This window comes from Streptomyces niveiscabiei (genome assembly GCF_001419795.1).
GTDB classification, from domain to species: Bacteria; Actinomycetota; Actinomycetes; order Streptomycetales; family Streptomycetaceae; genus Streptomyces; species Streptomyces niveiscabiei.
Window position 1 is genome coordinate 1 of the sequence record NZ_LIRL01000702.1, and the last position, 7,561, is coordinate 7,561.

Sequence of the window (7,561 nt, forward strand, 5' to 3'; positions counted from 1 at the left end):
GTGCTTCGGTGGGGCGGTTCGGCGGGGCCTTTCGCGCTGGGCCGGCTCACCGGCGCCCGACCTGGGCCGGCTCACCGGCGCCCGACGAGGGGGGCCGGTCCTCGCCCGCGCTGCGCGAGGGCCCGGTGGGCCTTGCGGCGGGCCGGTGCCTGGGTGTGTTCCCCGGTGGCCTTCCACAAGGGGGGCGACGCCCGCGTGCGGGTGCTCCTCGGGCGGGTGCCGACGGTGTGGCGGGGGCGGCTCGGGTCCGCCGCTTCCCGCGCGTGCCGCTGGTGTCCGGCCGTGGGCGAGGAGCGTCCGCGCGTGGAGCCCCTTCGGCGACGACAGCTCCTGTACGGGTGACCCGGCGGGGGCGGGGTGCGGGCCCGGTGGCCGGCGGGTCGTGGTGACTCGGGGTGTGTTTCGCCGTGCGTCGCCGTCCGAGATCCTCCGGGGGCTCAGGCGGTGACGCGCAGGGTGTGTTTGGCGAGGTCGAGGGCCGGGAGCATGGCCTTGTGCTCCGCGTCGTCGATGCCGCCCAGGTGGATGATCACGGGGCCCTCGGGGGTGGTGACGGCGAGGGCGTGTTCTGTCTTGGTCTCGTCCAGGAGTTCCACGTGGACGCGGTAGGAGACCTCCACGCCGGACGTGGTGCCTGCCGTGAACGTCGCGTACTTCTCCTCGCTGACGCCCTTCTCGGCGGCGACGAAGCCCTTGAGGACCGTGCGCGCGTCCGCGTTGCCGGGCTTGCCCTGGTAGACGCGGATGAAGCCGATGTGGCCCGCGGGCTTGGCGTCGATCTCACAGACGCCGGAGACGGGGCCCTGGCGCAGAAGGGCGTCGAGGAGGTCGTCGGAGGCGTCCTTGGGTGCCGCTATGGACTCGGCCTTCCACTTCGCGGCGGTCTGGAAGGTCACTGGCAGCTCGCAGGCGGAGCCCTTCGCGCCCAGCGTCCCGCCGGAGGCGGCCGATGGAGCGGACGCGGACGCGGAGGGCGAGGGCGTCGCCTGCGTCTGCGCCTTCGCCGTGCTCTTCGCCGCACCGCCGTCCGTGTCGCTCCCGGACGTCCCGCACCCGGCCAGCACCCCCGCCACCAGTACCGCCGACATCCCCCGTCGCATGTTCCCCACCCTGCGTTCCCCTCTCGTGCGTATCTGACAACGGACTGTAATCGAGGCCACTGACAACGCCTCCGGCGGGGTGTGGCGATGGTCACTTTGATCGGGCGCCGACTAAACCAAGGGCCGCGAACGGCCGTCGTTGTGAGTGCGTGGGTCGTGGTGTCGGTTGCGTGCGCCTCGCGCAACCGGTACCGAAATCAACCTGAATGTCGATTCCGGGCGTCTCAGGAGTTAGATTCGATCTTCCGAATGTGTGTGCGGGTGACCAGTGGGGACGACGGTGGGGCGAGAAGTGGACGAGAAGGCGGGGACCCGGCGGAGATCGCCGCTCTACAGGGGCGTCGCGTTCATAGGGCGCACCCTGTGGGGCGAACTCCAGGGCATCGTCGTCGACCCGGTGCGCGAACTGTGGCGCAGGGGCCCCTCCGCCCTCTCCCTCGCCATCGTCGCCTGCGCGGGCGTGATCTTCTTCCACGCGATCGCCCAGAACGACACGGGCGAGAAGATCGTCCGAGAGGTCGGCGGCGTCCAGGGCGACCTGCCTCTGTGGCAGGCCCTGCTGCGCACGCCGATCTCGCTGTACGTCCCGGCCCTCGACCTGCCCGTCTGGGCGGGCATCACCCAGCTGTTCCTGGCCTTCGCCCTCGCCGAGGTCGCCCTCGGCCGCGCGCGCACCCTGTTCATCGCCTACGCGTCCACCCTCTCGGGCACGCTCACCGTCCGCGTGATGCTCGCCCTGGGCCCCGACCACTGGGGCGGACTGTCCCCGGAGTTCGGCAAGGTCCTCGACACGGGCCCCTCGGCGGCCGTCGTGGGCCTCTTCACGTACATGTCCGTCATCCGCCGGGCCCCGATCGTGTTCACCCTCACGGGTGGTTCGATGGTCGTCGAGTCGATCGCCAAGCCCAACCTCGCCGGCCGCGAACACCTCATTGCCGTCGCGGCGGCGGTCGTCATGGGGCTCCTGCACGGCCAGGGCGAGCGCGTACGGGCGCTGCTCCCGGCCTGGGTGCCCTGGCCGAAGCCGGTGCCTACGACGACGGCATCGGCCGAGGTGGCGCCGCCGGAGGGGCCCGAGCCGAAGATGGCCGAGGCGCCCGCCGTACGCGTGCGCGGGGAGGCCGCCCCGGAGTGCGGGCGAATACGGTGACAGGGCTGTCCTTCGGGGACGACGATCTCCGGTCGTACGGAAGGACGAGACGACCCGGCCCGGCGCGTGCGGGCACACCCCGCGCGGACCGGTCCCGTAGCCCTCTCGCCGGGCGGTATACGTCGCTCGGGGGCCGCCGCTGAGGGTGGCCGCGAGCAGGGGAGCGCGCATGGAGTACTACGACCTCGGGAGCTACGGCCGGCTCGTCACCACCGCGTCCGCCGAGGCGCAGAAGTGGTTCGACCGGGGCCTGGTGTGGACGTACGCGTTCCACCACGAGGAGGCCGTCGCCTGCTTCGAGGAGGCCGTGCGCGCCGACCCGGAGTGCGCGATGGCCCACTGGGGCGTCGCCTACGCGCTGGGCCCGAACTACAACAAGCCCTGGGAGTTCTTCGACGACAAGGACCTCGCGCGGACCGTCCGGCGCACCCACGAGGCCGTCGAGCTGGCCCAGGAGCGCGCCGCCCGGTCCCGGCCCGTCGAACGGGCCCTGATCGCCGCCCTCAGGGCCCGCTACCCGCGCGCGCAGGCCGCCGAGGACTGCACGGTGTGGAACCGCGCCTACGCGGACGCCATGGAGGCCGTGTACGCCCTCGCGCCGGACGACCTCGACGTCGCGGCCCTGTACGCCGAGGCCCTCATGAACCTCACCCCCTGGCAGCTGTGGGACCTGAGGACGGGTGAACCCGCCGAAGGCGCGCGCACGCGGGAGGCCCGGGACGTCCTGGAGCGCGCCCTTGCGGCCGACCCCGAGGGCGCCCACCCCGGCCTGCCGCACCTGTACGTCCACCTCATGGAGATGTCGCCCACCCCGGAGGCCGCCCTCGCGGTCGCCGACCGGCTGCGCGGCGTGGTCCCCGACGCCGGGCACCTCCTGCACATGCCCTCGCACCTGGAGATCCTCTGCGGCGACTACCGCAGGGCGGTCGCCGACAACACAGCCGCCATCGCCGCCGACGAGAAGGCGCACGCGCGCGGGGGAGCGATGAACTTCTACACCCTGTACCGCGCGCACAACCACCACTTCCGGATCTACGGCGCGATGTTCCTCGGCGCCTCGAAGGTCGCCCTGGAGGCCGCCCGCAGCCTGGAGGAGTCCATCCCCGAGGAGCTGCTCAGGGTCGAGAGCCCGCCCATGGCCGACTGGCTGGAGGGGTTCCTCGCGATGCGCGTCCACGTCCTGATCCGCTTCGGGCGCTGGTCCGACGTCCTCGCCCTGCCCCGGCCCGCCGACCCCGACCTGTACTGCGTCACCACCGCGATGCACCACTACGCGCGCGGGGTCGCGTTCTCCGCCACCGGCCGCGTCCCCGAGGCGGAGGCCGAACGCGCCCTGTTCCACGCCGCCGTCGCCCGCGTCCCCGACTCCCGGACCCTGTTCAACAACACCTGCCAGGACGTCCTCGCGATCGCCGCCGCGATGCTGGAGGGCGAACTCGAGTACCGCAAGGGCGACGTCGACCGCGCCTTCGCCGCCCTGGAGCGCTCCGTCGAACTGAGCGACGACCTGCCGTACGACGAGCCCTGGGGCTGGATGCAGCCCACCCGGCACGCGTACGGGGCGCTCCTGCTCGAACAGGGCCGCGTCACCGAGGCCGAGGCGGTCTACCGCGCGGACCTCGGCCTCGACCCGGCGCTCCCGCGCGCGGTCCACCACCCCGGCAACGTCTGGGCCCTGCACGGCCTGCACGAGTGCCTCGTACGGCTCGGGAAGCACGGCGAGGCCGCGCTGATCGGCCAACAGCTCACCGTGGCCCGCGCGTTGGCCGACGTGCCCGTCGAGTCGTCCTGCTTCTGCCGGGGGCGGAGCACGGGCCCCGGCTGCTGTGACGAAGCCCTCTGAGCGCCCGCTTTCCCGTACCGGAAGTAACATGATCCACTCTGACTTTAAGTGAACCTTACGAACACCGCGGTGTCCGGCTCACCCCCCACCCCATCCCGTCGGAGGACCGTCATGCCCCTTCCCGAGGACGCGCTCCAGCAGGCCCGCGCCGCCTACGAGGAACACGCGCGCACCTGCCGCCAGTGCCACTTCGACACGGTGCCCTGCGCCGTCTCGAAACACCTCATGCGCGTGTACAACAACGCCCGCAGGCAACAGGCGCGCGCCAACTCGCCCGCCCGCTGAGCCCGTTACGGGTCCCGGGTACCGTTGCTGACCGCCGTGGTACGCCACGATGTGGTAATCACGATCATGGCAACGAGGCTCGGGACCCCAGGGGGAGCACACAGCATGGCGGGCACACGGTGAACGACACACGCGCGCGAAAGAGCGCCTTCGCGAGGGACCTCGACGCCCGGCGCGCACGCGACTGGGCCCGGCTCGCGCTCCTCCTCGCCGCCTGCGCGGTCTTCACCGTCGTCGCGGGCGCCGGATCGGACGGCTGGCTCGTCCTCCTGAGCGGCGTGGCGGGCCTCTCGCTGGCCGGAGCGGGCCTGTGGTGGGCCCTGGCGCACCGGGGTTGGACCAGGCTCCTGGGAGCGCTCCTGGCGGTCCTCGTGCCGATCGGCGTCCTCGTCCTGTACGCCTCGTCCGGACTGTGGGTCGTCGCCGTCTGCGCCATCGCCCTGTGGACCGCCGCCCTCGCCAGCGCGCGTTCCGCCCTGCGCAGCGTCCGCCAGCCGCACGCCAAACGCCGCAGGCGCGGGCGCAAGACCCCGCCGCCCAGCCGGCCGGTGTTCATCATGAACCCCCGCTCCGGGGGCGGGAAGGTCGAACGCTTCGACCTCGTCCGCCGCGCCGAGGCCCTCGGCGCCCGCGTGATCCTCATCGCCCCCGACGGCACCACCGACCCCGAGGCCGAGGCCCGGCGCGCGCTCGCCGAGGGCGCCGACCTGCTCGGCGTCGCGGGCGGGGACGGCACACAGGCGCTGGTCGCCGCCGTCGCCGCCGAGCACGACGTGCCGTTCCTCGTCATCGCCGCCGGCACGCGCAACCACTTCGCCATGGACCTCGGGCTCGACCGCACCGACCCCGTCACCTCCCTCGAAGCCCTCACCGACGGCGTCGAGTTCCGTGTCGACCTCGGGGACGTCGACGGGCGCGCCTTCGTCAACACGGTCTCCTTCGGCGCGTACGCGGAGATAGTCCAGAGCCCCGAGTACCGCGACGCCAAGGCGTTCACCGCGCTCGACCTCCTGCCCGACCTCCTCATGGGCGAGGCCGGGGCGACCCTCGGCGTCCACGCCGGCAGCACCCGCCTGCACGCGCCGCAAGCCGTCCTCGTCAGCAACAACCCCTACGCGCGCGCGGACCCCTTCGGCGGCGGCCGGCGCCCCCGCCTCGACTCCGGCAACCTCGGCGTCATCGGCATCAAGGTCGAGGGCGCCGCCCAGGCCGCGGAAGTTGTCCTGCGCGGCGAACGCGCGGGCGGCATCACCTCCACGAAGTCGTCCCGCGTCGAGGTCTCCGCCGACCGCTCCCACATCCCCGTCGCCATCGACGGCGAGGCCCTCGTCATGCCGGTCCCCGTCGTCTGCACCCTCCGCCAGGGCGCCCTGCGCGTACGCGTACCGCGCCGCAGACCCGGCGCGACGTACTCCCCGCCGAACGTCGACTGGCGCAGGATCGTACGCCTCGCGCTGGACCGGCCGCAGGCGGACGCGGGGGAGGGGGATGACTGAGGGAGAGTCGGGTACGCGTGCGCGCGGGCGTCGGGTGTGCGGCCCTCGGCCCGGCGGGCCCGAAGCTGGCGGGTACGCGTGCGCCGGGTCGACGCGGCTTCTCGCCCGGTCGGTGCCATCGTCGGGTACGCGTACGCGCGGGCGGCGGCAACGCTGTCCCCCGCGCGCGCACTGCCCCTTCCCGCCTCCCGGAGACCTTCCTCCCTGTCCTGGCCCCGGCGCGCGCCCGCGCGTTGCGTCCCGGCCCCGAAACCGCCGTCCGGAGAAACGACCATGCCCGACCCCCGCAGCCGTCTCGACGGCATCAGCCTGGTGCGCGACCTCGCCGCCCTCGACCAAGCCCTCTACGAGGCGGTGACCGTCACCAAGACGCCCACCCTGGACACCGCGCTGCGCCGGCTGTCCACGGCCGCCAACCACTCGAAGATCTCCTTCGCGGCAGCGGCCCTGCTCGCCCTGCGGCCCGGTAAGACCCGCCGGGCCGCCCTGCTCGGGGTCGCGGCCGTCGGGGTCGCCTCGGCCACCGCCAACCTCGCGGGCAAGAAGCTCGTACGCCGTCCCCGCCCGCACCGCGCGGAGGACTCGCCGTTCCCCGGACGGCACGTCCCCATGCCGGACTCGGCGTCCTTCCCGTCCGGGCACACCGCGTCGGCCGTCGCCTTCGCCGCCGCCGTGAGCACCGCACTGCCCGCGACGACCCTCCCGCTGGGACTGCTGGCCTGCGCCGTCGGGTACTCGCGCGTGCACACCGGGGTGCACTATCCGGGAGACGTCATCGCCGGGGCGGTCCTCGGTACCGGCGCGGCGGCGACCGTACTTGCCATCGCGGGAGCACGGCAGAAGTGACCTGGGAGGAGTTCCGCGCGCGGGTGAGACGGCTGGGGGTCGCGGTGCCTGAGGGGGAGCCGGTGCCGGAACTCCTGTATGGACTCGCGCCGGAGCTCGGGGTGCGGGTACCCGACGTGTTCGTTCTCGCGGGTCTCGGTGTCCCCGAGGAGCTGAACCCCCTGGACGCGGAGGTCCGTTCCTCCGTCGCGTACGTCGTATGGCGATTCAGACTCCTTCCAGCGGCACAGCGTACGGAATTCCTCCAGCACGTCCGTTCGCTGCCTCAGGAGCCTCGTACGGCTCTCTGGAGCCCTCTGAGGGAGTTCGGCGGGTACCCTCCCGGTCCCGGAGCACTGCTTCTCCGGCTGCTGGCCAACCGGAACCTCCACTGGTCGTCGGGAGCGCAAGCGGTGGCCGGGATGGCCGGGCCGTACCTCTCGCCGGCCACCATCGGGGGAGTAGGACGGGGAGTGGTGGCTCTCTCCCCGGAGTTGTTCATCGCCTTCGCGCGCGTGCTGGGTATTCCTCCGGACCGGCTCGCTGTACTCGTCGACGCCGATCCACCCGCCGAAGAACCCTCCCACCATCCCGACATGGCCGATGCGGCGGAACTCCTGTGGGAGCTGCGCCGGTTGAGCCGGGAACAGGTCAGGCAGGCACGGGAACGGCTCCCCGAGTCCGCGTGAGCCTCACGCGGGACGGATCGCCCCCCGCAGTGCCGACTCGCCCGCGTGCGCGATCGACTCCTCGCGGATGAACGCGCCGGGCCCCGGTGCGTGGATCATCATGCCGTTACCCGTGTAAACGCCGGTGTGGCTCAGGCCGTCGAAGAAGAAGACCAGGTCGCCGGGTTGCAGCG

The 7,561-nt window shown here is 72.9% G+C and carries 8 protein-coding genes; 6 read left to right on the forward strand and 2 right to left on the reverse strand.

All coding sequences use genetic code 11. The features are described from left to right. Positions 1-437: 437 nt before the first annotated feature. Positions 438-1,100 carry a lipoprotein gene (locus tag AOK24_RS30965; RefSeq protein ID WP_055723354.1) on the reverse strand — a complete coding sequence of 221 codons (663 nt, stop codon included), beginning with the start codon at positions 1,098-1,100 and terminating at the stop codon, positions 438-440. 292 nt (positions 1,101-1,392) lie between these two features. Here AOK24_RS30965 and AOK24_RS30970 point away from each other — a divergent pair, with 292 nt between their 5' ends. From AOK24_RS30970 to AOK24_RS30990, 6 genes are all read left to right on the forward strand, one after another. Next, complete coding sequence (locus AOK24_RS30970) at positions 1,393-2,250, forward strand: hypothetical protein (protein WP_055723349.1); 858 nt, start codon at positions 1,393-1,395, stop codon at positions 2,248-2,250. A 169-nt stretch (positions 2,251-2,419) separates the two neighbouring features. Continuing rightward, complete coding sequence (locus tag AOK24_RS30975) at positions 2,420-4,093, forward strand: hypothetical protein (RefSeq protein WP_055723350.1); 1,674 nt, start codon at positions 2,420-2,422, stop codon at positions 4,091-4,093. Between the two features lie 111 nt (positions 4,094-4,204). Beyond that, positions 4,205-4,378 carry a hypothetical protein gene (locus AOK24_RS49345; RefSeq protein ID WP_167376875.1) on the forward strand — a complete coding sequence of 58 codons (174 nt, stop codon included), beginning with the start codon at positions 4,205-4,207 and terminating at the stop codon, positions 4,376-4,378. 119 nt (positions 4,379-4,497) lie between these two features. After that, a complete protein-coding gene (locus AOK24_RS30980; RefSeq protein WP_055723351.1) occupies positions 4,498-5,874 on the forward strand; it encodes a diacylglycerol/lipid kinase family protein in 1,377 nt (458 codons plus the stop codon). A 273-nt stretch (positions 5,875-6,147) separates the two neighbouring features. Beyond that, positions 6,148-6,720, forward strand: a complete 573-nt coding sequence (locus AOK24_RS30985) for a phosphatase PAP2 family protein (protein WP_055723352.1) — start codon at positions 6,148-6,150, stop codon at positions 6,718-6,720. Further along, positions 6,717-7,388 (forward strand): hypothetical protein, encoded by a 672-nt coding sequence (locus AOK24_RS30990; protein WP_055723353.1) that lies wholly within the window; start codon positions 6,717-6,719, stop codon positions 7,386-7,388. The genes AOK24_RS30985 and AOK24_RS30990 overlap by 4 nt, the downstream gene beginning before the upstream one ends. A 3-nt stretch (positions 7,389-7,391) precedes the next feature. Here AOK24_RS30990 and AOK24_RS46550 read toward each other — a convergent pair. Then, a partial coding sequence (locus AOK24_RS46550; RefSeq protein WP_167376876.1) for an NlpC/P60 family protein occupies positions 7,392-7,561 on the reverse strand: 170 nt, incomplete at its 5' end.

Bases quoted from the DNA above. Each gene is read 5' to 3' on its own strand.
- AOK24_RS49345 (WP_167376875.1), top strand. From the start codon at position 4,205: ATGCCCCTTCCCGAGGACGCGCTCCAGCAGGCCCGCGCCGCCTACGAG.
- AOK24_RS30975 (WP_055723350.1), top strand. From the start codon at position 2,420: ATGGAGTACTACGACCTCGGGAGCTACGGCCGGCTCGTCACCACCGCG.
- AOK24_RS30965 (WP_055723354.1), bottom strand. From the start codon at position 1,100: ATGCGACGGGGGATGTCGGCGGTACTGGTGGCGGGGGTGCTGGCCGGG.
- AOK24_RS30985 (WP_055723352.1), top strand. From the start codon at position 6,148: ATGCCCGACCCCCGCAGCCGTCTCGACGGCATCAGCCTGGTGCGCGAC.